Annotated in this window: 20 protein-coding genes; 9 read left to right on the top strand and 11 right to left on the bottom strand. The window is 57.1% G+C overall.

Going from position 1 to position 23,255, the window contains the following annotated elements:
• Window positions 1–671, top strand: a 671-nt coding sequence (locus CUC53_RS13135) for a DMT family transporter (protein ID WP_100294579.1), incomplete at its 5' end; no start/stop codon positions are given.
• A 6-nt stretch (window positions 672–677) separates the two neighbouring features.
• Here CUC53_RS13135 and CUC53_RS13130 read toward each other — a convergent pair.
• From CUC53_RS13130 to CUC53_RS13120, 3 genes are all read right to left on the bottom strand, one after another.
• Complete coding sequence (locus tag CUC53_RS13130; protein ID WP_100294576.1) at window positions 678–1,691, bottom strand: NAD-dependent epimerase; 1,014 nt, start codon at window positions 1,689–1,691, stop codon at window positions 678–680.
• Window positions 1,688–3,094 carry a UDP-glucose dehydrogenase family protein gene (locus CUC53_RS13125; RefSeq protein ID WP_100294575.1) on the bottom strand — a complete coding sequence of 469 codons (1,407 nt, stop codon included), beginning with the start codon at window positions 3,092–3,094 and terminating at the stop codon, window positions 1,688–1,690. Before CUC53_RS13125 ends, CUC53_RS13130 begins: the two co-directional genes overlap by 4 nt.
• 197 nt (window positions 3,095–3,291) lie before the next feature.
• A complete protein-coding gene (locus tag CUC53_RS13120; RefSeq protein ID WP_100294574.1) occupies window positions 3,292–4,269 on the bottom strand; it encodes a cytochrome-c peroxidase in 978 nt (325 codons plus the stop codon).
• Between the two features lie 564 nt (window positions 4,270–4,833).
• Here CUC53_RS13120 and CUC53_RS13115 point away from each other — a divergent pair.
• Entirely contained in the window at window positions 4,834–5,685 is an 852-nt protein-coding gene (locus CUC53_RS13115) for an MBL fold metallo-hydrolase (protein ID WP_100294578.1), read from the top strand.
• Window positions 5,686–5,851: 166 nt separating this feature from the next.
• Here the strand turns inward: CUC53_RS13115 and CUC53_RS13110 are convergent, their stop codons facing one another.
• The 5 genes from CUC53_RS13110 to CUC53_RS13090 form a co-directional block, all read right to left on the bottom strand.
• On the bottom strand, window positions 5,852–6,853 hold the full coding sequence (locus tag CUC53_RS13110) for an ABC transporter ATP-binding protein (protein WP_100294573.1): 1,002 nt from the start codon (window positions 6,851–6,853) through the stop codon (window positions 5,852–5,854).
• Entirely contained in the window at window positions 6,850–7,872 is a 1,023-nt protein-coding gene (locus CUC53_RS13105; RefSeq protein ID WP_100294572.1) for an ABC transporter ATP-binding protein, read from the bottom strand. The genes CUC53_RS13110 and CUC53_RS13105 overlap by 4 nt, the downstream gene beginning before the upstream one ends.
• Window positions 7,859–9,676 carry an extracellular solute-binding protein gene (locus CUC53_RS13100; RefSeq protein ID WP_100294571.1) on the bottom strand — a complete coding sequence of 606 codons (1,818 nt, stop codon included), beginning with the start codon at window positions 9,674–9,676 and terminating at the stop codon, window positions 7,859–7,861. Before CUC53_RS13100 ends, CUC53_RS13105 begins: the two co-directional genes overlap by 14 nt.
• A gap of 79 nt (window positions 9,677–9,755) precedes the next feature.
• Entirely contained in the window at window positions 9,756–10,799 is a 1,044-nt protein-coding gene (locus CUC53_RS13095; protein WP_100294570.1) for an ABC transporter permease, read from the bottom strand.
• A 109-nt stretch (window positions 10,800–10,908) separates the two neighbouring features.
• Window positions 10,909–11,934 carry an ABC transporter permease subunit gene (locus CUC53_RS13090; protein WP_100294569.1) on the bottom strand — a complete coding sequence of 342 codons (1,026 nt, stop codon included), beginning with the start codon at window positions 11,932–11,934 and terminating at the stop codon, window positions 10,909–10,911.
• A gap of 296 nt (window positions 11,935–12,230) precedes the next feature.
• Between CUC53_RS13090 and CUC53_RS13085 the strand changes: the two genes are divergently transcribed.
• Window positions 12,231–12,431 carry a hypothetical protein gene (locus CUC53_RS13085; protein ID WP_157798272.1) on the top strand — a complete coding sequence of 67 codons (201 nt, stop codon included), beginning with the start codon at window positions 12,231–12,233 and terminating at the stop codon, window positions 12,429–12,431.
• A 299-nt stretch (window positions 12,432–12,730) separates the two neighbouring features.
• Window positions 12,731–13,651 (top strand): L,D-transpeptidase family protein, encoded by a 921-nt coding sequence (locus tag CUC53_RS13080; RefSeq protein ID WP_100294567.1) that lies wholly within the window; start codon window positions 12,731–12,733, stop codon window positions 13,649–13,651.
• 92 nt (window positions 13,652–13,743) lie between these two features.
• On the opposite strand, the gene sppA is transcribed toward CUC53_RS13080, so the two are convergent.
• Complete coding sequence (sppA, locus tag CUC53_RS13075; RefSeq protein WP_100294566.1) at window positions 13,744–15,588, bottom strand: signal peptide peptidase SppA; 1,845 nt, start codon at window positions 15,586–15,588, stop codon at window positions 13,744–13,746.
• A gap of 209 nt (window positions 15,589–15,797) precedes the next feature.
• Here sppA and CUC53_RS13070 point away from each other — a divergent pair, with 209 nt between their 5' ends.
• Window positions 15,798–17,825: an NADPH-dependent 2,4-dienoyl-CoA reductase gene (locus CUC53_RS13070; protein ID WP_100294565.1), complete on the top strand. Its 2,028-nt coding sequence runs from the start codon at window positions 15,798–15,800 to the stop codon at window positions 17,823–17,825.
• Between the two features lie 104 nt (window positions 17,826–17,929).
• Window positions 17,930–18,478 carry an NAD(P)H nitroreductase gene (locus CUC53_RS13065; RefSeq protein WP_100294564.1) on the top strand — a complete coding sequence of 183 codons (549 nt, stop codon included), beginning with the start codon at window positions 17,930–17,932 and terminating at the stop codon, window positions 18,476–18,478.
• Between the two features lie 264 nt (window positions 18,479–18,742).
• On the opposite strand, the gene CUC53_RS13060 is transcribed toward CUC53_RS13065, so the two are convergent.
• Window positions 18,743–19,984: a multifunctional CCA addition/repair protein gene (locus CUC53_RS13060; protein ID WP_100294563.1), complete on the bottom strand. Its 1,242-nt coding sequence runs from the start codon at window positions 19,982–19,984 to the stop codon at window positions 18,743–18,745.
• Window positions 19,985–20,232: 248 nt separating this feature from the next.
• Here CUC53_RS13060 and mutY point away from each other — a divergent pair, with 248 nt between their 5' ends.
• From mutY to mltC, 3 genes are read left to right on the top strand one after another with little or no spacing between them, the layout of a single operon-like run.
• Window positions 20,233–21,291: an A/G-specific adenine glycosylase gene (gene mutY / locus CUC53_RS13055; protein ID WP_100294562.1), complete on the top strand. Its 1,059-nt coding sequence runs from the start codon at window positions 20,233–20,235 to the stop codon at window positions 21,289–21,291.
• Window positions 21,292–21,293: 2 nt separating this feature from the next.
• Entirely contained in the window at window positions 21,294–21,566 is a 273-nt protein-coding gene (locus CUC53_RS13050; protein WP_100294561.1) for an oxidative damage protection protein, read from the top strand.
• 47 nt (window positions 21,567–21,613) lie between these two features.
• Window positions 21,614–22,714, top strand: coding sequence for a membrane-bound lytic murein transglycosylase MltC (gene mltC / locus CUC53_RS13045; protein ID WP_100294560.1), 1,101 nt, complete (start codon window positions 21,614–21,616; stop codon window positions 22,712–22,714).
• 100 nt (window positions 22,715–22,814) lie between these two features.
• Here the strand turns inward: mltC and CUC53_RS13040 are convergent, their stop codons facing one another.
• Window positions 22,815–23,201, bottom strand: coding sequence for a YgiW/YdeI family stress tolerance OB fold protein (locus tag CUC53_RS13040; RefSeq protein ID WP_100294559.1), 387 nt, complete (start codon window positions 23,199–23,201; stop codon window positions 22,815–22,817).
• Window positions 23,202–23,255 lie beyond the last annotated feature (54 nt).

Genomic DNA, 23,255 nt, shown 5'->3' with positions numbered 1-23,255 from the left:
CGCTGTGCTACTTCGTCGCCATGTTTGTGGCGCTGCGAGAGACCAGCGCCCTCGATGCTAGCGCGCTCTACACCACGGTGCCCCTGATCAGTGCGCTGGTCAGTATGGTGGTGTTTCGCCGCCGGATCAGTGCCCTGATGGCGGTGGCGCTGCTGGGCGGCATGGCGGCCGCCGCGCTGATCATTTTTCGTGGCGACCTTAGTCAGCTGGCGACGTTGCGCTTAACCAATAGCAATCTGATCTATCTGCTTGGCTGCGTTGGGATGGCTGTTAATCCGATTGTGGTGAAGCGCTGCTATCGCGGTGAGCCATTTGTCTACCTCACTTGCTGGACCCTGATCTGCGCCACTTGCTTGCTCACCCTGTTGACCGCGCCCCGCTTGCTGGTGACCGACTGGCAAGGGGTCGCGTGGTCACTGTGGCTGGGGATGGGCTATTTGGCGCTGTTTGCCACGGCGCTCAGCTTCTTTTTATTCCAACAGGGGAGCGTGTTGTTGCAGCCGGAGCAGGTCTCAGCCTACACCTACCTTATTCCGGTGTTGGTGCTGATGACTGAGATGGTGGCGGGGACGACAGTGAATGGGTCACAGGTAGGCGTTGGGGTAGTGGGGGTGTTGCTGACCATGGTGGTGATGGTATTGCTGCCTAGCCCGCGGGGTCATGACCGATAAGCGGGATCAGCGGACGGGCTGATAGTAGGCAAGATACCAGCGAACAAACTCGGCGATGCCCTGCTTGAGGGGGGTGGCGGGACGCAGGCCGGTGAGGGTGTGCAGCGGCTCGCTGTCGGCCCAGGTGGCGTGCATGTCACCTGCCTGCATCGGCACCATTCGCTTGATGGCGGGCTTGCCGAGGGCTTCTTCCAGCGCCTCGATAAAATCGAGCAGTCGTACCGGTTGGCCGTTGCCGATATTGAGCAGGCGGTAGGGGGCGGCGCTATCGGCTGGTGGGCTAGTGCGCGCTTGCCACTGGGGATGGGCACTGGGGGGCTGGTCGGCCACGGCGAGGATGCCCGCTACGATGTCATCGATATAGGTAAAGTCACGGCGCAGATCGCCGTGGTTGTACACCTCGATGGGCTCGTCCGCCAAAATGGCGCGGGTGAACTTGATGATGGCCATGTCGGGTCGACCCCACGGGCCGTAGACGGTAAAAAACCGCAGCCCCGTGGTGGGCAAACCATAGAGCGCCGAGTAGGCGTGGGCCATCAGCTCGCCACTCTTCTTGGTTGCCGCATAGAGCGAGACAGGGTGATCGGTGCGCTGTTCGGTATGGTACGGCATCGCATCATTCAGGCCATAGACCGAGCTGGAGGAGGCGTAGATCAGGTGCTCGATGCCGTGCTGGCGACACCCCTCCAGTACCGTCAACATGCCGCTGAGATTGCTGTCGGCATAGGCGAACGGGTTGTCGATGGAATAACGCACCCCCGCCTGCGCCCCCAGATGGATCACCCGCTCGAAAGGATGGCTGGCAAACAGGGCGGCCATGGTGGCGCGATCCGCCAGATCCCCCTGTTTGAAGTGAAAATGGGGAAAACGGGCCAGTTGGGTCAGCCGCGCCTGCTTTAGGCTCACCTCGTAGTAGTCGTTGAGGTTGTCGAGCCCTACCACTTGCTGACCTGCGGCGCACAGCGCGCTGGCTACGTGAAAACCGATAAAACCGGCAACGCCGGTGACCAGATACCTCATGGCAGGTGCGCTGGCTGATGTTCTAGGTGATGGCACTCTTTGCCTGGGCGCTGGGCCGTGGGGAAAGAGGGGCGGCCCATGGCGTAATAGTCAATCCCGAGCTCGCCAAGCTGGCGCGGATCGTAGAGGTTACGGCCATCAATAATAACCGGCTGCTTGAGCAGGGCTTTGATCTGCTCGACATCAGCGGTGCGAAATGGTTGCCACTCGGTGCAGATCAGCAGGGCATCGGCCCCTGCCAAGGCGGCCTCTTGGGTCGGGCAGAGCTGCAGATCTGGCCGTTCACCATAGAGCTGGCGCGTGCGCTCCATCGCTTTGGGATCAAACGCCTGCACCCTACCGCCGGCGGCCCAGATGGCGGCCAGCAAGGGGCGACTCGGCGCGTCGCGCATGTCGTCGGTGCCGGGTTTGAAGGCCAGCCCCCACAGGGCGAAGGTGCGGCCGCACAGATCTGGGCCAAAGCGGGCCAGCAGGGTGTGCGCCATCTTCTGCTGCTGGCGCTGATTGACCTGCTCGACCGCCGTTAGCAGTGGGGTATCGCAGCCAACGCTGGCGGCGGTATGACGCAACGACTGAATATCTTTGGGGAGGCAAGAGCCACCGTAGCCGCAGCCTGGGTAGAGAAAGTGGTAGCCAATACGGGGGTCGGCCCCGATCCCTTGGCGCACCGCCTCGATATCGGCCCCCAGCTGCTCGGCCAGCGCGGCCATCTCGTTCATAAAGGAGATCTTGGTGGCCAGCATGGCATTCGCCGCGTATTTGGTGAGTTCGGCACTGCGCAGATCCATCACCACTATTTTGTCGTGACTGAGCGTAGCGTGATCCTGGTTAAAGGGGGCATAAAGGGCGCGCAGCTGGGCCAGCGCCCGCTCGCTGTCACAACCGATGATGATGCGATCTGGCCGCAGGCAGTCCATGACGGCGGCCCCTTGTTTGAGAAATTCAGGGTTGGCCGCCACCTCACACGCAAGATCCAGCCCTCGCTCGGCCAGTCGATGCAAGATACGCTGCCGAACCTGCTGTGCTGTGCCGACCGGCACCGTGCTTTTGGTCACCACTACTTTGGGGTTACCCATCAGCTGGCCTATGGTATCGGCCACCGCCAGCACCTGTTGCAGATCGGCCGAGCCATCTTGATCCGCTGGGGTGCCCACGGCGATCAACAGCAGGTCAGCGTGGGCTACACCCATGGCGGGATCGACCGTGACGCCGAGGTGGCCACTGGCCAGATGGTGTGCGACCAGCGGGGCTAGCCCTGGCTCATAGAAGGGGAGCTGCCCCTGTTTGATGGCGGCAATTCGCTCGCCATCCACATCCACGCAGCAGACCTGATGGCCCACTTCGGCCAGCACGGCGGCCTGTACTAGCCCGACATAGCCTGTGCCAAAAATGGTGACCTTCATGAAACGTGCCTCGTGTTGCGCTGAAACGGGGAGCTGGGGGGTATTAGGGGCGGCATGCTGCACCCCGTGGCGCTGGCTGTCAATGCTGACGGCGCGGATGCCATGGCCACTGGGATCGTGGCGGCAATGGCCACGCCGCTGAGTGGGGCGAGATAACGAGCCCCCGTCGTGGGGGCTCGCAAGGTGTCATCTGAGCGTTAGCTTTTGACTTCAGGTTTGGGGGTAGTCGGGCTAGAAGGTGGCAGGATTGGCAGCACGATTTGCGGCTGGTCACCGGTCAAGCTCTTGAGGTAGGCCGTCATGTCATCGCTCTCTTGCTCGGTTAATGTTTGGCCAAGCTGAATGTCTGCCATGATGGTGACCGCCTGTTTCAAGTCCCATACTGAGCCATCGTGAAAGTAGGGGGCCGTCAGCTCTATATTGCGTAAGGTGGGCACCTTGAACCAGCCAATCAGCTGTTGCTCGCCGGTCACCGCCCCTCGACCTTCGGCCTTGTTCTGGGTCGCAAAGGGTTTGATCAGCCCCATCTTCTGATAGGAGTTACCGCCGATGGCGACGCCATTATGGCAAGCGACGCACCCTTTCTCTTTAAACAGCTTGTAACCATTAAGCTGTTGGGCGGTGAGGGCTTTTGTGTCGCCTTTTAGCCAGCGATCAAAGGGCGCATTGGGGGTAACCAGGGTCTCTTCAAATGCGGCGATGGCATCGGTCACTTCATCGATGCCAAAATCACGCTTACCGTAAATGGTGTTAAAACGAGTGCGATATTCCGCCATGGTTTGCAGGGTTTCGACCGCTAACTGATGGGTAAATGCCATTTCTAACGGGTTAGCGATAGGGCCTGCGGCCTGCTCTTTGAGGTCCTTGGCGCGGCCATCCCAAAATTGGACAAAGTTGAGGCTGGCATTGAGGACCGTTGGTGAGTTGATCGGCCCTTCTTGCCATTTATGACCGAGGGAACTGACTTGATTATCGACGCCACCGGTCGCGAGGTTATGGCAGGAGTTACAGGAAATAGCATTGGATTTAGATAAGCGTGGTTCAAAGAACAACATTTTACCTAGCTCCACTTTTTCTGGTGAGCTGACTGTCACCTTTTCTACCGGCTGAATAGGTTCATTTGCCACGGCCATTCCAGGTAAACCCAATACCAACAATAAATAACATTGCTTCATTTTTTGCTCTCTTATTATTGTGTCATCACATCGAGACAGCCTGACCTCAAATGCGGTTTTTCCCTTTGTTTAAGATCAATAAAACCTGTTGTTAACTAACTGAACTGGTTGTTATTTTTGTGATTTTAAGGGGAGATAAATGACCTATTTTAAGGTCGGAGTAGTGAGCTATTTTATTATGCCTAGATGGTGTTTTGGGGATAGCCTAATAATTAGATTAGGGCTATCTAATTAGGCGATTTATCAATATATGGGGGCGAGTGCTGGTTAATCACTGTCATATCGTTGCTGATGATAGATTGCTATTTTAAAAAGCGCTTGTGTTTACTTATGCGTTATTTAACAATGTTGCTGCTGCAATTTATAATGCAAAATAATTGAAATATCTCGCTGGCTAAATAGGATTTTAGTTGTGCAAGTTAATTATACTAATAAAAAGTAAATATAATATTTTAAATCGTTTTTAGGGGAAGTAGTTCGTTCATAGATTAGCAATATGGCGGTGTTGCAAAAAATATAATCAACACTGTTTCGTGTATTATTAATTGAGGATTAGCTATGAAAATGAATGTACTGGCGTTGGCGGTGACCATCTCAATGGCTGGCTATGCTGCGGCCGCTCCCCTGACGATAGAGGTATTCAACCCTGGTTCACAATCGGTGACCTCTGTTTCATCTGAGCTGATCTACGGCGAGAAAGAGGCGATGCTTGTTGATGCCCAATTTGATACTAAAAATGGACAAGCCTTGGTCGACATGGTTAAGAAAAGCGGCAAGAAGCTGACCCGTATTTATATCAGTGGCGGTGATCCTGATTACTATTTTGGTTTGGAGCCTTTGGTTAAAGCCTTTCCTGACGTCAAAGTCCTCGCTAGCCAGCATGTGGTTGATCATATTAATAAAACCAAAGAGAGCAAACTGGCCTATTGGGGCCCTATTTTGGGCGATGGGGCGCCCAAAAATCTGATTGTGCCAGAGGTATACAACGTCAGTTACCTCACCTTGGAAGGCGAGCGGATCGAGGTCAAAGAGTTTAATACTCCGAATGCTTTCTTATGGGCACCCTCTCTTAAAACGGCCTTTGGGGGGGAATTAGTGGGCTATGGTCGACACCTGTGGATGGCTGATACGCCAACCAAAGCCGAGCGCACCGAGTGGGTTGCCGCCTTAAATAACATGCTGGCGCTCAACCCTGCCCGGGTTATTCCCGGCCATTATCGAGATAACGCCCCTGCTGGGACCGAGGCAATTACCTTTACGCGCGATTACGTGATGCGTTTTGAGCAAGAGTTGGCGACAACCAGCAGTACCGCAACCCTGGTCGAGGCAATGAAGTCAGCTTACCCAGACCTACCCGTGACCAGTGGTTTGGAGCTGGGTGCTAAAGTAGTCCGAGGCGAGGCGACATGGCAGTAATCAGCCACTAGAGATGGCTGGGGCGTTACCTGCCTTGCTAGTAAGCTAAAAAACGAAGATGGCTTGGGGAGTGTGATAACAACCCAAGCCATTATTTTTATTAGGATAAACGAGCCGTGCCAGCGGTGGTCACTGCGCGAGCCTGCCAGCTTGCGCAGCGTGGGGCTCACTCGTTAGCCGCTGGTACGGCGAGCGGAGCGCTTATCAGGGGGTGATGACATGCGACCTGATGGCCGGCATGGCCGCACATAACCAATGCTGGAGCCACGGTGCTGCACATGGCGGTAGCATGAGGGCAGCGCTGGTGGAAGTGGCAGCCGCTCGGCGGCGAGATGGGCGAGGGCACATCGCCGCTCAGTACAATGCGCTGGCTGCGCCGCCGTGGGTCCGGCACCGGAATAGCCGAGATCAACGCCTGGGTATAGGGGTGGTGCGGCGTCAGATAGAGCGATTGAGCCTCTGCCAGCTCGACAATTTTGCCTAAATACATCACCGCAATCCGATCCGAGATATGTTTGACCACCGACAGATCGTGGGCGATGAACAGGATGGCGAGGTTCATCTCCTGTTGCAGGCTGAGCAGCAGATTGACGATTTGCGACTGCACCGAGACATCCAGCGCCGACACCGCCTCGTCGCACACCAGCAGCTTAGGCTTGAGGGCGATGGCGCGGGCGATGCCGATGCGCTGGCGTTGGCCGCCGGAAAACTCGTGGGGGTAGCGATCTAGCGCACTGCTAGGTAGGCCCACTTTTGCCAGCAATTCCTGCACCCAGCCTCGTCGCTGCTCACTATTGCCCTTACCGTGGATGATAAAGGGCTCTTCTAGGATCTGACCCACGGTGTGACGGCTGTTGAGGGATTCTGCGGGGTCTTGGAACACCATCTGCATCTCTTGGCGCAGAGAACGCATCTCGTTGGCGCTAAGGGTGGTGATATCGCGTCCCTCAAAGGTAAGGGTGCCTGCGGTGGGCTCGATCAGCTTGAGCAAGCTGCGGCCAAGGGTGGACTTGCCACAGCCCGACTCCCCCACCAGCCCCAGCGTCTCCCCCTGTTTTAGGTCGAAGCTGACGCCATCCACCGCATAAACCGTATAGCGCTTGCGTAGCAAGCCACCGCCTAGCCGAAAGTGCTGCTTCAGGTCCCTGACCGATAACAGGGTGGTCATCGCGTTAACTCCTTCCAGTAGTGACAGGCCGCCTGGTGATGAGGGGTTAGCTGCTCCACCGCTGGCGCCGCCATCAGACAAAGATCGGTGGCGTGAGGGCAGCGGTTGGCGAAGCGGCAGCCTGCTGGCATCTCATGCAGGGCTGGGACTTGACCCTTGATGGTCTTGAGCAGGCGTTTTGGTTGATCCTCAAGGCGGGGGATGGCACTCATCAGCCCTTGGGTATAGGGATGGCGCGGGTGGTCAAACAGCTCGAACACATCCGCCTGCTCCACCACTCGGCCCGCGTACATCACCACCACCTCATCGCACAGCTGTGCTACCACCCCAAGATCATGGGTGATAAAAATAATGGCCATCCCAGTCTGGGCTTGCAGCTCTTTCATCAGCTCGAGGATCTGGGCCTGAATGGTGACATCCAGCGCGGTGGTCGGTTCGTCGCAGATCAGCAAATCGGGTTCGCAGGCCAGCGCCATGGCGATCATCACCCGCTGGCGCATACCGCCAGAGAGGTTGTGGGGATAGACTGCAAAGCGTTGCTCAGGCTCTGGGATACCGACCTTCTGCAGCATGGCGATGGCCGCCGCTTTACGCTGGGCCTTATCGTCGCTGGGGCGATGGAGGCGAAACACCTCCATCAGCTGCTCGCCCACCGTCTGCACTGGGTTAAGAGCCGTCATCGGCTCCTGAAAGATCATCGAGATGCGGTTGCCGCGTAATCGGTACAGTTGATCCGGCGCCAGGGTCCGCAGCTCCTGTCCCGCAAAGCGGATGGAGCCAGCCACCACTTGGCCGTGGGGCTTGGGTAGCAGCCCCATCATCGCAAGAGCGGTGACGCTCTTGCCGCAGCCGGACTCGCCGACGAGGCCTAAGGTTTGACCCGCAGCCACCTTGAAGCTGACCCCATCGAGCACCTTGATGCGGCTGCCATCGACGGTAAACGCCACCTCGAGATCGCGTACCTCAAGGAGGGGTTGCTGAGTATTGGGCATCACGGTGCCCTGTTCACTTGGGGGCATAGGTCTGGTCGAGCAGGTTGATGGGGGTAAGTGCTTCACCTGCCTCCTTGGCTTGTTGGGTCTGCGCCTTCACCTTGGGATCGATCCAGAGCAAGCCACCGCTGCTGTGGGGATAGCCATCCATCGGCCAGTAGAGCTGGTCTGGGGTGTTCTTGGTGGCGGGCACCTCGGGTAGCATCACGTAGCGCCAGCTGCTGGCTCGCACATAGTTGAGTTGCACCCCAGGCACGAAGATGGCGAGATCATAGATCCGCTGCTGGATTTGGTGGGAGAACGCAGCCCGCTTGGTCATGTCAAATTCGTTGCCGTAAGCGTCGATCAGCTCGTCCAGCTCTTTGTCCGCCACATTGAATAGATTGTTGGTCTGCACCTTGTTGGCGTTGGCTGAGTGGAATGCTTCCCAATATTGCGGATAAAGACCGCCGCCGCCCCAGCCGAGCCAAGCGGCTTCATGCTTCTTCTCCAACATCACCTTAAAGCCAGTGGCACCATCCACTAGATTAAGCTCCAGATCCAGACCGGCTTTTTTGGCCTCTTCTTTGAGCAGGGTCAAGCGCTTGGAGTGCTCCTGACTGGTGTAGGTGAGCGTCAGCGTCAGCCGATCGCCCTTGTCATTTTGCAAGATGCCGTCCGGCCCCGGTTTGTTGTAGCCGCCCTTGGCAAAGTACTCCCGCGCCTTGTTGATGTCGTAAGCCCGCTTCGCCAGCTTGATGTCGGTAAAGGGACCAAAGCCGGAACTAAACGTGGTGGCGCGGTCATAGTCACCGCGCAACACAGTGGCGATCATCTTGTCGATATTTAAGGCGTGCTGGATGCCGAGCCGCACGTTGAGGTTAGCCAGCTTAGGATTCGCCACGTTGAGATGGACCCCCTGGCCGCCCTGTTTGGTGTCGGTCATCGCCATCACCTTTTGCACATAGCCCTTTTGGTACTCCTGAGTGACTGCTTTTTCATGCCACCAGTTGGGCAGGATCATCTCGAAGGTATCGAGCTCTCCTTTGAGGAAGTGGCGAAATGCAATGTTGTGGTCGCGGATCACCTGCACCTTGACCGTGTCGAGGTTAAAGCGGTGCTGGTTATAGCGATCCTGCTGGGCCCACCAATCCTTCTGTTTGCTAAAGGTGACCGACTTGCCCTTTTTGACCTCGCTGATCACATAGGGGCCGGTGGTGGGCACTACCGCCCAGTTGTACTGCTTCACCCAGTTGGGGGTCAGCTTGTAGTAGTGTTTGGGCTGGGGCCACAGCTCGGTGGTATTGAGCAGATCCAGCTTGGCCTTACGGCTGCCGGCCTTGACCACAATGGTATGGTCATCGATCTTCTCTACCGCCACCACTTCGGTGGTGTAGTAGTTGTTAAACCAAGGCCCCTTGATGTGCTTGGAGCGCATCATCTCGTAGCCGAAGGTGTAGTCGTCGGCACTGACGGGCTTGCCATCGGACCACTTGGCCCGAGGGTCTAGCTTGAAGTAGACGGTCTGGCTATCTGGCGCGATGGCCCAGTGGGTGGCCAGCGATGGGATCGGGTTGCCGGTATTGGGGTGAAAGCTGATCAGCCGCAGCTGGTTATCCAAAATAAACGAGCGAAACGAGCCGTTGGAGTCGTGCCCCACGGTGCGAAAGGTGAGCGGAAAGCTATCGATAAACATGGTGAGGCTGCCGCCAGGCAGTGCCTTAGGGGAGGCGAACAGCGGATCGGTGTCGTTGGTTTCCCACTTGAGATCCGAGGGCAACGTGGCTGCCCACCCGAGCGAGCTGTTCACTAGCATTAAAAATGTACCTATCCATTTGATTTTATTCTTCATAGTTGACTTCCCAGTCATGCCCCGTGGTGGGGGCTGGTCGATGTAAGGGGCGTGATGCGTGCAGTAAGCACATCACGGATCACTCATAGCGGGTAAATTGCCGCGGATCGAACGCCTCGCGGATCGCCTCGCCAATAAAGGAGACCATGATCAGCACCAGACTCACGGCAGTGACCACTGAGCTGACGATCCAGATAGCCTCCAAATTATTGATGCCCTGCGCCAGCAGCTCACCCCAGCTCGGGGTTGGCGGCGCGAGGCCAAAGCCCAGATAGTCGAGCGCGGTCAGGGTGGAGATGTTACCCACCACGGCAAATGGCGCCAGCGTGACGATCATCATCAGGGTGTTGGGCAAAATGTGGTGGAAGATGATCCGCCCGGTGCTGGCCCCCAGTGCCCGCGCCGCCATCACATAATCTCGTGCTCGCTCCTTGTAAGTGAGGGTGCGCATATACCAGGTGATCCCCATCCAGCCAAACAGCACGTTGATGGCAACAAACAGGCCGAAGTTCGGCTTGGTGAGCGACACCAAGATCATGATGACGTAGAGGAAGGGCACCTGCGACCAGATCTCGATAAAGCGCTGCAAGATAAGGTCAAAGCGGCCGCCGAGAAACCCCATCAGACAACCGAGCGTGACCCCGATGGTGTAACTGGCTACTAGCGCGATAAAGGCAAAGCCGATGGCGATGCGAAAGCCGTAGACCAGCCGCGCCAGCACATCGCGGCCGCTGGTGTCGGTGCCAAGCAGGTGGCGCTCGCTCAGGCTCGGTGGGTAAGGTGGATAGGCATCCTCCTTGAAATCCTGCTCGTAGGGGTTCCAAGGCACCAGCGCCAGCAGCACCCAATCCCCCTTGCCCGCAGCAGCAAAGTTGGCCTTGAGCTGGCGGTAGTTGGTTTCGTACTGGTAATCGAGGCCAAACTGCTGGCCGGGGATCACCTCGCCATAGGTGGGGAAGTAGAGCTGGCCCTGATAGCTCACGATCAGGGCGCGGCTGTTGACCAGCAGCTCCGCCAGTAGGGAGAGCAGTACCAGCATGGCGAACAGGATAAAAGCGTAGTAACCGCGCTTGATCGACTTAAAGCGCTTAAGTTTTTTCACCGTGACCGGATTGAGCGTCATGATGACTCTCCAAACCGCACGCGGGGATCAACAGGAGGTACGACGCAGATATCGGAGACGATATGGCCAGATATCAGCATCGGCATCGCAAGCGGGGTCTGGTTCATGGTCAATCTCCAAACCGCACGCGCGGATCAACAAGAGCAACGCAGATATCGGAGACGATATTACCTATCAGCATCAGCATCGAGGTGATGGCCAGAATGCCCATGACGGTGGGGTAATCCCGCTCGACGATGGCTTCATAGCCGAGCAGGCCGATGCCGTCGATGTTGAAGATGGTCTCGATGAGGAAGGAGCCGCCGAAGAAGACAGTGAGCACCGCTCCTAAGTGGCTGGCGATGGGGATCAGGCTGTTGCGCATGGCATGGTCGGTGACCGCCTTGCGAAACGGCAATCCCTTGGCCACGGCGGTACGCACATAGTCGGCCGATAGGTTCTCCATCAGGCTGTTTTTCATGGTCATGGTGAGGATGGCGAAATCGCCGATGGCGTAGGCGATAAGCGGCAGCAGGGCGTGGGCGAAGAGGGTGCGGATCTGCTCCCAGCTACTGGTCATCGAGTCGAACTCGTCCCCCGGAAACCCGCCCATCGGCAGCCACTCCAGATGAAACGCAAAGACGGTGATGAGGAAGATCCCCACCACGTAGGCGGGCAGGGCATAGGCCATGTAGATAAGCATGGAACTGAGCGAATCAAAACGGCTGTTGTGCCTGAGCGCCTTGGCCACCCCGAGCGGGATGGAGACCGCATAGCTCAGCACAAAGGTCGCCAGTCCGAAGAAGGCGGTGACGGGGAGCCGCTCCTTGATGAGATCCCACACCGGCTCGTAATAGCGGGTCGATTCGCCGAGATCCAGCACCACCAGCTTTTGCAGCCACGCCCAATAGGCGACCAGCATCGGCTGGTCGAGGCCATAGAAAGCGTTGAGCTCCGCGATCTGTTCATCGGAGAGGGCCTGCGCCCCCTTGCTGCCGCTGGATCGGACCGATTCATTTTGGGAAACCTGAGCCTGCAGCAGCATCCGTTCGACCGGGCCGCCCGGTACGAAACGGGTGACGGTGAAGACCAGCAGGGTGATACCAAGAAACGTCGGGATGATTAGCAGCATCCGACGTAGAAAATAGGACAGCATGATGGTACCTCGTCCTTGTTGTGCTTTTTGTGGTCAGTCACATCCCGTGACGAGCCCCTGTGTTCAGCACTCATGTTATGAGGGCCGTGTCACTCGCTATCTTGGCCTTGGGCTGTGCCCGTCATCTTGATTTTCACCTATTGGTTCCACCCAGTGGCACCAGATATTGTGACGGGCTCGGCACATGAGTGGGAACAAGGCACAGCAACAGCGGACAGTTTATTCGGCCACTGTAAAAGCTCTCAAACAAAAATCAAGCACAAGAAAATGGAAAGTACGATAAATGCGGCACTGGAGTGAAAAACGACAAAATGCAGCCGTTTTACCTAAAAACGCTCCAGTTAGCATTGGGTATGACATACCAATGCGCCTATCCCTATCAGGGCATGGCTAAGATGTTAGGGCCATTCGCCCAAGTGGCTAGCGCGCTGTTGAGTGCTCATGATGGGATGCTGTTTTTTGTTGAATACAGTGCAAGTTATGAAGTTTATGGCTGATATTTGGCTTTAAATTAGTTGTTAATCCTGAAAATGGTGACTGGGTAGAGAAAAGTAGCAAAAGACCCTGCATTCATCTTTTGCTCATCTTGTGGGGGGCACGCTGGATGGGTCACAGAATTTGGTTTAGTCAGCTGACTTTGATGGTGAAAGCCGCATAACAAAGTTGAAATTTTGGCCGACTCAGGAAAGAATGCGCGCTCGGTTATTGGCCTGTGGTGCGGGAGATCCCGCCATGGGTAGACCGAGATTAAGATGGCCCTTGGCCAATTGGGTACAGGAAACCACACAGGAATTTTATGAATCCCCTTCGCACCGCCGCTTCGGCGCTTTTATGCACATTTGCGTTGGTTAGCCAGCAGGCTGCCGCCGTTGAGTACCGTCTGCCTGCGGCTGATAGCCGCTTGATCGGTGAAAATATTGACTATGTGGTGCCAGCGGACAATCGCGCCTTGGAGCAGATTGCAGCTGAGTTCCAACTAGGGTTGACCAACATCATGGAAGCCAACCCAGGGGTCGATCCGTATCTACCGAAAGCGGGTAGCACGCTCACCATTCCCCATCAGTTGATCCTGCCCAATGCGCCTCGTGAAGGGATCGTGATCAACGTGGCCGAGATGCGTCTTTATTACTACCCGAAAGGCAAAAACGTGGTCCAAGTGCTGCCTATCGGTATCGGCCAACTTGGCGCTGATACGCCGGAAAACTGGGTGACCACGGTACAGCGCAAACGCGCTAACCCTACCTGGACCCCGACCGAAAATATTCGTCGCCGCTACGCAGCGCAAGGCAAGACACTGCCAGCCGTGTGGCCAGCAGGCCCGGATAACCCGATGGGGCTGCACGCTCTCTATATCGGTAACCTCTATGCCATTCACGGCACCAATGCCACCTTCGGGATTGGCTTACGGGTGAGCAGTGGCTGTGTGCGTTTGCGGGCCGATGACATCAAGTATCTGTTCGACAACGTGCCGGTCGGCACCCGCGTCCAGTTCGTTAACCAACCAGTTAAGACGACCGTTGAGCCAGATGGCGGGCGTTACATGGAAGTGCACGAGCCGTTGTCGCGTACCGAGGAGGAGTTTAACTCTACTGCTTCCGCGCCGTTGCCGATGACTCAAGCGACCACCCGTTTTATCGCCCATGTCGAGTCTGACTCCAACGTGGTGAAGCAAGTGCTGGAACAGCGTACCGGCTTACCCACTCGCCTTAACCCCTAATCAGGCGGTGAGCTGTGGTGTGACCACAGGCGAGCTAACAATAACGGCGACCATTGGTCGCCGTTATTTTTTACGTCATCACCCGAGCGGCGTTATGGTACGCAGACTGGGCAGAGGGCGTAGGTGCCTTTTGGATCATTAAGGCGGGTTAAGGGATCAAGCGTGCGGCTGAGCGCTTGCAACCCTTGGCTTACACTGGCTGGTAACCCCCGTGCTAGCGTTGGGGCCAATGCTTGTGCACTGCTGTCGAACAGTTGGCGCAAGAACTTATCTTTGGCTGACTCCTCTGGCTCGATGGCGGTCACTTGCCACTCTTTGAGGTTGGCCAGCTCGGCGGCGGCCTCAATGGCGTCATCGAGGTTACCAAATTCATCGACCAAACCGAGGGCCTTGGCATCTTCACCGGTCCAGACCCGCCCTTCAGCCGCTTTTTCAGCTTCTTCTGGACTCAGGCCACGGCCTTTGCTCACCAAGCTAACAAAGCGCTGGTAAGTGTCTTCCACACTGAGTTGAATGGCTTGACCGACGTGATCTGGCAGCGCACGGGTGAGGCCAACCCCGACGTAATCAGTGGTGCCGATACCGTCGGTGTACACGCCATATTGCGCGAGCGCTTTATCGATGGTGGCAAACATGCCGAATACCCCGATAGAGCCGGTCAGGGTCGTGGGGGAGGCAAAGATCTTGTCGGCATCGGCGGAAATCCAATAACCACCGGAGGCGGCATAGCTGCCCATCGAGATGACCACCGGCTTGCCCGCTTGTTTGAGGGCGAGCAGTTCAGCGCGGATCTGCTCGGCGGCGAAGGCGCTACCGCCAGGGCTATCGACCCGCAGTACCACGGCTTTCACCTTGTCATCGCGGCGGGCATCGGCGAGCAGGTCTGATAGGCTGTCGCCACCGATGGTGCCGGCTGGTTGTACCCCATCCATGATGGCGCCGCTGGCGACCACCAGACCCACTTCCTCTTTGCCGCTTTGTGGGTATTGCTCGGGAATGGCGGCCAGATAGCCTTTCAGGCCAATGCCTTTCCAACCATGGTCGTCGCTCTCGCCCACCTCTTTGATTACTGCTTGGGTCATCTCATCACGGGTAGCGAGCTCATCGACCAAGCCATTATCGAGGGCGTAGTTGGCGGCATTGCCCCCAGCCTTGGCGAGCAGGGCGAGGAAGTGCTCTTTGCTTGGTGCCACAGCCTCAGGTTCGATCTCTCGCTGCTCCGCGACATCAGTGATATAGGCTTGCCACAGCTGATCGAGCCAGCGCTGGTTGGCCTCTTTGCTCTCAGGTGACATCTCGTCACGGGTATAAGGCTCGACGAAGGATTTGTAGGTGCCGACCTTAAACACATGGGGGGTGATGTTGAACTTCTCCAGCGCCGACTTGAAGTAAGTCTGGTAGACGCCCAGCCCCTCGATCATCACGGCGCCGCTTTGATTAAGCAGCACATGATCGGCATGGGCCGCCAACAGATACTGGCCTTGAGTGTAGAAATCCGCCATGGCGATAACCGGCTTACCGCTCTCCTTGAACTGGTCGATGGCGGTGGTGATCTCCTGCAACTTGGCAAAACTGGTGTTCTGTAGCCCTTGCGGTTTGATCACCAGCGCCTTGATGCGCTCGTCATCCTTGGCGCTGGTGATGGCCCAGAGCAGTTCAGAGAGGACGATTTCACTGGGTTGCTCATCGCTAGCGTCCAGTTGGCGCAGTAGCTGAAGGGTGGGATCGTTTTGTGAACGCTGCTCCACCAACACGCCATTAAGATTGAGGGTGAGTGCCCCTTCCACGGGATCTTGCGGCGTTTCGCTCTGGCTTAAGGTCACGGCGAGTGTTAGTACGATCAGTAAAAACAGCAAGTTGACCAGCAGCCGCCGAGTGAAATTGAGCAAGCGCCAGAGGCCACGAAACAGCCAGCTCAGGCCTTTGAAAATAGACATAGTCGCGTTATTGCCCTGTTAATGGGTAGAAGAGCGCCATTATTAACCAGTTGCGAGCAAAATTGCCATGTCCTGCGAGGGGAACCGCCTAGCAACGGGTTCGGGGCACGATTGTTAGCTGAAATTTTGTGCAAACATTTGTTTGAAAAAGAGTTTTTGATTCTTTACTCTAGCTTCAATCTGATAACAAAAAATTAACCGGAGGCCTCGTGAGCCGTTATCCCACCTTATTGACCCCGCTCGATCTCGGTTTTACGCAACTGCGCAATAGGGTACTGATGGGCTCTATGCACACCGGCCTCGAAGAGGAAAAAGGGGGCTTTGATAAGCTAGCTGCCTTCTACGCTGAGCGGGCGCGCGGTGGGGTTGGCCTTATTGTCACCGGCGGTATTGCCCCTAATTTGCGCGGGCGCTTGGTGCCGCATGGTTCGCAGCTGAGCTTTCCTTGGCAGGTGAGTAAGCACCAAAAGCTGACTCGGGCAGTCCATCAGGAGGGGGGCAAAATCGCCCTGCAGATCCTCCATGCCGGCCGCTACGCCTATCATCCGTTCAGCCTGGCGCCGAGCGCCCTCAAGGCCCCCATCTCTCCGTTCAAGCCGCGCGCCATGAGCGAGCGGCAGATCCGCGGCACCATCCGCGACTTCGCCGCCACCGCACAACTTGCCAGGAGCGCGGGCTACGACGGGGTCGAGGTGATGGGATCGGAAGGCTATCTCATCAACCAGTTCATCTGCGAGCGCACCAACAAGCGCACCGATAGCTGGGGCGGCAGCAGCGACAATCGGATGCGCTTCCCGGTGGAGATTGTCCGTGCCATCCGCGAGCGGGTCGGCCCCGATTTCATCATCATCTTCCGCCTCTCCATGCTGGATCTGGTGGAGCAGGGCTCCTCACTGCCAGAGGTGATCGCGCTGGGGCAGGAGCTGGAACAAGTGGGGGTGACCCTGATCAATACCGGGATCGGCTGGCACGAGGCGCGCATTCCCACCATCGCCACCAGCGTGCCCCGTGGCGCCTTCAGCTGGGTGACGGCTGAGCTGAAAAAGCACCTCAAGGTGCCGCTTATCACTACCAACCGGATCAATACCCCTGAGGTGGCCGAGCGGATTCTGGCCAGCGGCGAGGCAGACATGGTCTCCATGGCGCGGCCCTTTTTGGCCGATCCTGAGTTTGTGATTAAGGCGGCTGAAGATCGGGCGGACGAGATCAACACCTGTATCGCCTGCAATCAGGCTTGCCTCGACCATGTGTTTAAGCAAAAGCGAGCCTCCTGCCTGGTCAATCCCCGCGCCTGCTTCGAGACTGAGCTGACCTTTGGTCGGGTGCCCCAGTCCAAAAAGCTGGCGGTGGTGGGGGCGGGCCCCGCTGGGCTGGCCTTTGCCTGTTATGCCGCCGAGCGTGGTCATCAGGTGAGTTTGTTCGATCAGGCCAATGAAATCGGCGGTCAGTTCAACTTCGCCAAACAGATCCCCGGCAAGGAGGAGTTCCATGAGACCTTACGCTATTTTGCTAAGCGCTTAGAGAGGTGTGGGGTTGAGCTCTATTTGGGCCAACGTCAGAGTGCCGAGAGCCTGCTTAGCGGCGGTTTTGACGAGGTGATCCTCGCCACTGGCATCCGCCCGCGTAACCCCAATATTCCAGGAATTAACCATCCTAAGGTGATGAATTACCTTGATGTGCTGCGGGATCACCAGCCGGTGGGGCAAAAGGTGGCAGTGATCGGCGCGGGTGGCATTGGCTTTGACGTCGCTGAGTATCTGGTGGAGAAAAAAGCTGCACCCGATGCAGCGCGTCAACGCGATCACTGGCTTAAAGAGTGGGGCATTGATAAGCAGCTTACTGAACGAGGTGGTCTGATAGCGCCCCATATTGATGAGCCAGAGCGCCAGATCTGGCTGCTCCAGCGCAAGGAGAGCAAAGTCGGGGACGGTCTTGGCAAGACCACCGGCTGGATCCATCGCACCGCGCTCAAAAACCGTAAAGTACAGATGCTCAGTGGGGTGCAATACCTGCGTATCGATGATGAAGGCTTGCACATTCAGGTGGGCGAGACCAAACAGTGCCTACCGGTGGATCAGGTGATCATCTGCGCCGGACAAGAGCCGCTCAACGAGCTACAAGCCGGATTGCAGGCGGCAGGCAAACCGGTGCATATCATCGGCGGTGCCGACGTAGCGGCTGAGCTAGATGCCAAGCGGGCCATTCGGCAAGGGGCTGAGCTGGCGGCCATCATCTAGTCGCCAGCGCAGAGGCCCAACACTAACCTCCTGAGCCTCTGGGGTTTTCTTCACTCGGTGCTGTGCTAAGGTAACGCCACCATTGCCCAAAGAAGGAATTGCCCATGGATGCCCTCACCTTGCTGCTTAACCGCCACTCTTGTGGTCGCCTCACCGAGCCTGCCCCGCGCGGCGAAGTGCTCGACGCTATCTTCAAAGCGGGTTTGCGGGCACCGGATCACGGTACCCTGACCCCTTGGCAATTCATTGTGTTTGAGGGAGAGGGCCGAGAGCGGCTTGGAGCACTGCTGGCTGAGGCTGCTGGTGCGCGCGGTGAAGATGAAGAGAGCATCAAGAAGTGCCGTGAGGCGCCGCTGCGAGCGCCGTTGGTGATTGCGGTCGCCACCCGTTATCAGGATCACCCCAAAGTGCCAAAGTTGGAGCAGGAGCTCTCTGCCGGCTGCGCCGTGATGGCGATGCAGATGGCGGCGCAAGCACAGGGCTTTAACGGCATTTGGCGCTCCGGCTGGTTTATTTTCGATGAGCAGATCAACAAGGGACTGGGATTAGCGGTGCAGGATCAGCTGGTGGGTTTCCTCTACCTTGGCACCCCGATGCAGGAAGCCCGTAAAGTGCGGGAATTGCCGATCAGTGAGTTTGTACGTCGTTTCTAATCACCAGAGTTGACACGCCGAGCTTGGGGTCCTCCACTGGCGCGGCTATCCACTCTCTTGACTGTGCCATCCGCGCTGCCTTGCGGGGTTAATGTGTGGTTTCGCTTACGGCGACTTAAGAAGCCGATTGGTGCAGCCTCAATGATGGAAAGCGCACCACAAAAAAGCCCAGCAGGCATTCCCTGTTGGGCTTTTGTGCGATCTGGGTGAGCAAAGCCTGCCCAGCAAGAAGGCTGAGCCGCTCGGCCAGGGGTACTCAGCGGGCTAGGATTCGCCGAGAAAGGTCCACTCATCTTTTACTCGGCTGATGGCATCGGTGCGCCGCTTAGCCAGTTGCGCTTTAATCTCTTCCCCTTGGAATCCCGCCGCCACAATGTCACGGACGGGCACTGCTTGGGCGGCCGCTAGGGCTTCGGCGACATAGTCGGGTTCGGCATAGACCCGCTCTTCAAAGCCGGTCCGACCGTGAAAATCGGCGCGGCAGGTCTCCAATAACTGGGCGAAACGCTCGGGCCTGCGCCAGCAGTCTGCTTTATCAAATACCTTGAGCAGGGTGGCTGGCTTGAGTTGAAAGGCGATGTGGATATGGGTGTGCAGGTCACTCACCAACAGAGCCAGATCCCGGCACTCGTTAGGCACCCGAAAGCGCTCACAAAACGCCCGGATCAGTGGCAGCCCTTTTTGGCCGTGGCCGTGGTGGCTTGGCCAAAACTCTTTTGGGGTCAAACCTTTGCCAAAGTCGTGGCAGAGCGCGGCAAAGCGCACGCTGAGATCGCTCGACCGCTGACACGCTTGTGCCAGCACCATCATGGTGTGGATGCCGGTATCGATTTCTGGATGCCATTTGGCTGGGGCGGGCACCCCAAACAGGGCATCCAGCTCAGGAAACAGTGCCTTGAGGGCGCCGCATTGACGCAGCACCTCAAAGAACACGTGGGGCGTTGGCCCAAGCAACACGCGCTCTAGCTCTTTCCAGACCCGCTCTGGGGTGAGGTGGGCCAGCTCGCCGGCTGCGGTCATCTCGCTCATCAGGGCCAATGTCTCGGGGGCGACCAGAAAGCCTTGTTGCTGAAAGCGGGCGGCGAAGCGCGCAACCCGCAAAATGCGCAAGGGATCTTCGGCAAACGCGGGGGAGACGTGGCGCAGCAGCCGTTTTTTTAAATCCTCAATACCGCCGTAGGGATCGTGGAGCTGGCCCTGATCATCCTCGGCAATGGCATTGATGGTGAGGTCACGGCGCAGCAGATCCTGCTCTAGGGTGACATCAGGGGCTGCGTGGCAGGTAAATCCGGTATAGCCTTGCCCCTGCTTGCGCTCAGTGCGGGCGAGGGCATACTCCTCTTGGGTTTGCGGGTGGAGGAAGACCGGAAAGTCGCGGCCCACTTGGTTAAAACCCTGCGCCAGCATCTGCGCTACCGTGGCGCCGACCACCAGATAATCCCTATCGCCTTGTGGCAATCCCAGCAGGCGATCCCGCACGGCGCCCCCAACCAGATAAATGTGCAAGTGGTGTCCCCCCTTCCTCGATGTGGCGCTGAGTATATCGCCTTTGCCGCCGATTTACTGCCAGCCCATGAGGGTGAAAAAGGGTGAGGCGCTGCTTTGACTTAGCCGTGGTGAGGCCTTACCCTGCCGCACCAGATCAAGGGCTACTGTCGGCCACTCATCGCCAAGTGATCGCCATCGAGTGGCGAGCGGTGGAGAGGGGCCGCCAGCGCGCAGCGCGCGCGTGATATGAATGACATGAGAGCAACGTGAATCAATCAACCTTCGCAAGTCGAGTGCTGGAGTGGTATCAGCTCCATGGTCGGAAAACCCTGCCTTGGCAGCAGGACAAAACGCCTTATCGGGTATGGGTCTCTGAGATCATGTTGCAGCAGACCCAAGTTGCGACCGTGATCCCCTACTATCAGCGCTTTATGGCCCGCTTCCCCGATGTCCTCGCGTTGGCCGATGCCCCGCTCGACGAGGTGCTGCACCACTGGACCGGGCTGGGTTATTACGCCCGAGCGCGTAATTTGCACAAGGCGGCCCAGCAGATCCGCGATCACTATCACGGCCTCTTTCCCGAGCTGATTGATGAGGTGATGGCCCTGCCTGGAATTGGGCGATCCACTGCCGGTGCGGTGTTGTCGCTCGCCCTCGATCAACCTCATGCCATCCTTGATGGTAACGTCAAGCGGGTGCTCACCCGTTGGCTCGCCCTGCCGGGGTGGCCTGGCCAGAAGCAGGTAGAAAACCAGCTGTGGGAGATTGCCACTCGGCTCACCCCAAGAGTCGGGGTTGCTCAGTACAATCAGGCCATGATGGATATCGGGGCGACGATTTGTACTCGGAGCAAGCCTGCTTGCACCCGTTGCCCGGTGCACGCTGACTGCCAAGGGGGGTTGCAAGGTGAGCCGACCGCATATCCACACAGCAAGCCGAAAAAAGCGATACCAGCCCGCACAGGCATCATGTTGATCATTCGCCATGGTGACGAGATTTTGCTGGAGCAACGCCCGCCGCAAGGTATTTGGGGCGGACTGTATTGCTTTCCTCAGGTGGCCTCTGTCTCTGAGGTCGAGGGGGCATTGGCCGCGCTGGGCGTTAGCGCTAGCGATTGCCGTGAGCTCAGCGGTTTTCGCCATACTTTCAGCCACTTTCACCTAGATATTACGCCGCTGTTGATAGGGTTAAACCAGCCCCCAGTTCCCCAGTGCATGGCAGCGGATAACCGACTCTGGTATAACTTACGCCACCCTGCCGAGGTGGGGCTGGCCGCAGCCACTGCCCGTTTGCTCGCGTATCCAGATTTACAACCAAAGAGGTGATGATGAGTCGTATCGTATTTTGCCAACGCCTGAAAAAAGAGGGCCCTGGACTGGCTTTTCAACTTTATCCGGGGGAGCTCGGCAAGCGGATTTTTGACCATATTTGCCAAGAGGCTTGGTTGGATTGGCAGAAAAAACAAGTAATGCTGATCAATGAAAAGAAGCTCAACATGATGAACCTCGAACATCGTCAGCTGTTGGAAAAAGAGATGATTAACTACTTGTTTGAGGCAGGTGAAGTACAGATTGACGGCTATACCCCGCCCAGCCAGTAAACCGCTACGCCATTGTGGGCAGCGCTGTTGCCCGAGTTGAGGATCTTATGAGCCGATATTGTTGGCTGCTCTGCACCTTGCTGCTCTGTGCGTGCTCATCGTCCCCTAAACCGAGTGGTAAGGGGGATGATGGTTTGGTCAATGGCAAGGATGTGCGTGGTTTTGAGCACATGATCAGTGCACTTTCCCATAACGTGAACGAGATATGGGGCCGTGAAGCGTTGTTTGCTGGCCGGTTTGATTACGTTAAGTACACCGACCAATACAAGAGTCGTGCTCACATCAATTTTACCAGCGGCCACATCATGGTCGAGACCGTGTCTGGGGTGGAGCCGCGTGCCCATTTGCGCCGCGCGATTATCGAAACCCTGTTGACCCCCGATGATCCCGCCGAAGTGGACTTGTATTCCGATCGGGAAATTTTGCCCGGCAGCGATCCTTTTTTGTATGGCCAAGTGTTGGATAATCAAGGCCAGCCGATCCGCTTTGACTGGCGTGCCGAGCGTTACGCCGACTATCTGCTCAACACGGCGATGAAAAAGCGCACCTTGGGTATTCGTACCATCTTCTTTGTCGATATTCCGATGGTGGCTAACCATGAGGATCGGCGCGGTTATAAGTACGCCAGCCTCATTCGGGAGGCATCCCGCAAGTATGGGGTGGCCGAGAGCTTGATCTATGCGGTGATCAAAACGGAGAGCAGTTTTAACCCTTATGCCGTCAGCCATGCCAATGCCTATGGTCTGATGCAGGTGATCCCAGCTACCGCAGGGCGTGATGTCTATGTGCGGGTCAAAGGTAAGAATGGCCAACCGACTCGCGAGGACTTGTTTAATCCGGCTTATAACATTGATGTCGGGACCGCCTACCTACACCTGTTGCAAACCGTCTATCTGGCCGACATTCAAGATCCGAGGTCTCGCCGCTATGCGGTGATTTCAGCCTATAACGGAGGGGCGGGCGGCGTGCTCAATACCTTCTCCCGTGATCGCAAGGCGGCGCCGGGACGGATTAACCGGCTCTCTCCCGAAGCGGTCTATCAGGTCTTGACTGAGCAGCACCCTAAAGCGGAAGCGCGCCGCTATCTCTACAAGGTGAATCAGGCTGAAAAAGGCTTCAGGCGACAGGGAGGCAGCCGCGCAGGCTAGCGCGATCATCCAGAGGTCAAAAAAAATCAGGGCGCTTGTATCCAAGCGCCCTGAATCCATTGGCCAAGCACGTTATCTTGAGCAGTGGTTGACTGGGGGATTATTTGGCGACGAAGCCACCCTTGTTGGGGGCAGTTGCACCCACTTTCTCCAATGAGTCAACTTCAACTTCGGTTTTGTTCCAGCTGTGGTCGACTTCCCCACGGATCCGGATCAGGTCATCTGGCCCAACTTCAATGCCGCGCCATACCTTTTGATCAACTTCCACTTCCACTTCTCCGCTGGCATCACGGAACAGGTAGTTTTCTCCGCCTAGATGCTTAACTAGCTTCCCTTCCAAGGTGGCCCAGCTGTCATCGGCCAAGTCTTTTAGCTGCGCCACAGAGACTGAGTTTTGATCCTGAGTGCCGGTATAGGCTGCGATAGCGAAAGAGGACACTGACATCAGGGTCAACAATCCGATGATGCTTGTACTTGCCTTGTTCATTTCATGCTCCTGTTTATGGTTGTGATATTCGATCATGGTGACGGAACACGTGTG

Origin of the sequence: Aeromonas cavernicola (genome assembly GCF_002795305.1) — a bacterium.
In the GTDB taxonomy this organism is placed as follows: Bacteria; Pseudomonadota; Gammaproteobacteria; order Enterobacterales; family Aeromonadaceae; genus Aeromonas; species Aeromonas cavernicola.
The sequence above is the reverse complement of the archived record's forward strand: the minus strand, read 5'-3'. Positions and strand labels throughout refer to the sequence as shown.

Bases quoted from the DNA above. Each gene is read 5' to 3' on its own strand.
- CUC53_RS13130 (WP_100294576.1), bottom strand. From the start codon at position 1,691: ATGAGGTATCTGGTCACCGGCGTTGCCGGTTTTATCGGTTTTCACGTA.
- CUC53_RS13125 (WP_100294575.1), bottom strand. From the start codon at position 3,094: ATGAAGGTCACCATTTTTGGCACAGGCTATGTCGGGCTAGTACAGGCC.
- CUC53_RS13120 (WP_100294574.1), bottom strand. From the start codon at position 4,269: ATGAAGCAATGTTATTTATTGTTGGTATTGGGTTTACCTGGAATGGCC.
- CUC53_RS13115 (WP_100294578.1), top strand. From the start codon at position 4,834: ATGAATGTACTGGCGTTGGCGGTGACCATCTCAATGGCTGGCTATGCT.
- CUC53_RS13110 (WP_100294573.1), bottom strand. From the start codon at position 6,853: ATGACCACCCTGTTATCGGTCAGGGACCTGAAGCAGCACTTTCGGCTA.
- CUC53_RS13105 (WP_100294572.1), bottom strand. From the start codon at position 7,872: ATGCCCCCAAGTGAACAGGGCACCGTGATGCCCAATACTCAGCAACCC.
- CUC53_RS13100 (WP_100294571.1), bottom strand. From the start codon at position 9,676: ATGAAGAATAAAATCAAATGGATAGGTACATTTTTAATGCTAGTGAAC.
- CUC53_RS13095 (WP_100294570.1), bottom strand. From the start codon at position 10,799: ATGACGCTCAATCCGGTCACGGTGAAAAAACTTAAGCGCTTTAAGTCG.
- CUC53_RS13090 (WP_100294569.1), bottom strand. From the start codon at position 11,934: ATGCTGTCCTATTTTCTACGTCGGATGCTGCTAATCATCCCGACGTTT.
- CUC53_RS13080 (WP_100294567.1), top strand. From the start codon at position 12,731: ATGAATCCCCTTCGCACCGCCGCTTCGGCGCTTTTATGCACATTTGCG.
- sppA (WP_100294566.1), bottom strand. From the start codon at position 15,588: ATGTCTATTTTCAAAGGCCTGAGCTGGCTGTTTCGTGGCCTCTGGCGC.
- CUC53_RS13065 (WP_100294564.1), top strand. From the start codon at position 17,930: ATGGATGCCCTCACCTTGCTGCTTAACCGCCACTCTTGTGGTCGCCTC.
- CUC53_RS13050 (WP_100294561.1), top strand. From the start codon at position 21,294: ATGAGTCGTATCGTATTTTGCCAACGCCTGAAAAAAGAGGGCCCTGGA.
- mltC (WP_100294560.1), top strand. From the start codon at position 21,614: ATGAGCCGATATTGTTGGCTGCTCTGCACCTTGCTGCTCTGTGCGTGC.
- CUC53_RS13040 (WP_100294559.1), bottom strand. From the start codon at position 23,201: ATGAACAAGGCAAGTACAAGCATCATCGGATTGTTGACCCTGATGTCA.